We start from the raw sequence: 1,857 nt of genomic DNA, 5'->3' as shown, positions 1-1,857 counted from the left end.
CATAATCGAGTAGACGGCCCTGCCACTGGTAGGTAGCAGGGAGCGCCTCTCACACCACTGTACGTACGGGTCACGTATACAGCGGTTCATTAAGTGCAGGAGCCACTTTGAAGTAATAATCCAGTAATGCTTCATATCCCCTTTTTCTGAGTCTCTCCAATGTAATGGTTGTATTCAGAATAGGACTTTGAGCTACCGCCCATCCACCCATTCTGGTTCTACTCCATACACGGGCAAGTGCGTAATTCACGCCCAAGCGCATCAGGTTCTTCCTTCTGCGTTCAGGTTTCTTCCAGTCATGCCAAATGCAGTAACGCAGCCTTTTCCTGATCCAACTGTCCACCTCTTTGAGCTTGCCGTGAATACTGGCCATGCGGAAGTAATTCACCCACCCTCTACCTACTTCTTTGAGTTTACGGGTGCGTACAGCCATACTCATCGGAGCGGTTTTGCGGGTGATGGTTTTGAGGTTCTCTTTCAGCTTGCTCCAGCTCTTTTCACAGACCACCAGTTGGTATTTGCCCGTTGCACCCTTCTCATAGGTGGAGACAAACCTGTAGCCCAATATTTCAAATTGGACGGGTTTGCGGATGCCGCTTTTCTCCGTATTGACAGCCAGCTTTAGTTTGTCCTTTAAGAAAAGAACAATGGCCTTCTCAGTCTTCTGTGCCTCGTATCTGCTTTTTGTGTAAATGCTGAAATCATCGGCATAGCGGACAAATCTCAGTCCCCTTCTTTCCAGTTCCTTGTCCAGTTCATGCAGCATGATGTTGGACAGTAGTGGACTTAAAGGACTGCCCTGAGGAACGCCCTTTCTGCGTTTGGTGAGCTTGCCATCGATTTGAATGGGGGCTCGTAGCCATTTGCGGATCAGGCGCAGGGTGAGCGGGCATTTGACCTTTCGGTACACCAGTTGCAGCAGCAGGCAGTGATCCACTTCATCAAAGAAGCTTTTCAGGTCTATATCCACAATGTGTCTATAGCCTTCATGGATGTAGGTCTGTGCCTGTAGAATACAATCATGGGCACTCTTGTTAGGCCGAAAGCCGTAGCTGTGCTGAGAGAACTCATACTCAAACAGGGGTGTAATGACCTGTGCTACACTTTGTTGTAGCCATCGGTCCACCACGGTGGGAATACCCAAGAGGCGCATCTTACCACCACCTTTAGGAATGGAAACGCCCAGGATCGGTTGAGGCAGATAGGTACCCTTGATGATGCTCATAGCGATAGCTTCCCTATGCTCATAGATATAGGGCTTCAGCGCTTTTAGCGGCATACCGTCCACGCCGGCGGAACCTTTGTTGCGCATGACTTGCTGGTAGGCCAGGTGCATGTTTCTGCGGTTGATAATCTGCTCTACCATCTTTAATACTTCTTTGTTTTTCTCTGCCTTCCTTTAATGCATGGCTTCCGCCTGAGGCGGATCCATGCAACATCGGAGGGCGACTTAATGTTCGGTCCTTCACTGCTTGGTGAGACCTCCGTTCCTTCCAACGGCTCGTTACCACAGCTACTATGACCTCTGCTGACTTCCTTTCATGCATTACTGCACGAAATAGGAGCTCCCCTGGTAAGGTAAATAGCCTTCGGATTACCGCTGCTGCATCTACATCAGTGAACTCAGTCATTTAGGACTTTACAGGGATGTGGCTGCTCGTCCGTCCACTGATGCCTCCTATGCAGTTCCTGTCCGTCAGTGCAATCCTTTGCAGTCTGGCTTACTTCAGTGCATGGATTACTCCACACCACCTTGCCACTTGCTAATGCTTCGGGCTTGACCCCGCACATAAGAGACTTTCACTCTCTGGCATTCTTACTTCTAAGAACTATATTTACCATTCAAGGCACACACAC

Annotated in this window: 1 protein-coding gene; it reads right to left on the bottom strand. The window is 49.3% G+C overall.

Annotation, left to right across the window (positions count from 1 at the left end; genetic code table 11):
* Positions 1 to 70: 70 nt before the first annotated feature.
* Positions 71 to 1,366: a group II intron reverse transcriptase/maturase gene (ltrA, locus tag OCK74_RS27800; RefSeq protein WP_279300386.1), complete on the bottom strand. Its 1,296-nt coding sequence runs from the start codon at positions 1,364 to 1,366 to the stop codon at positions 71 to 73.
* Between the last annotated feature and the right edge of the window lie 491 nt (positions 1,367 to 1,857).

It is taken from the genome of Paraflavisolibacter caeni, from assembly GCF_025628885.1.
GTDB lineage: Bacteria > Bacteroidota > Bacteroidia > Chitinophagales > Chitinophagaceae > Flavisolibacter > Flavisolibacter caeni.
The sequence above is the reverse complement of the archived record's forward strand: the minus strand, read 5'-3'. Positions and strand labels throughout refer to the sequence as shown.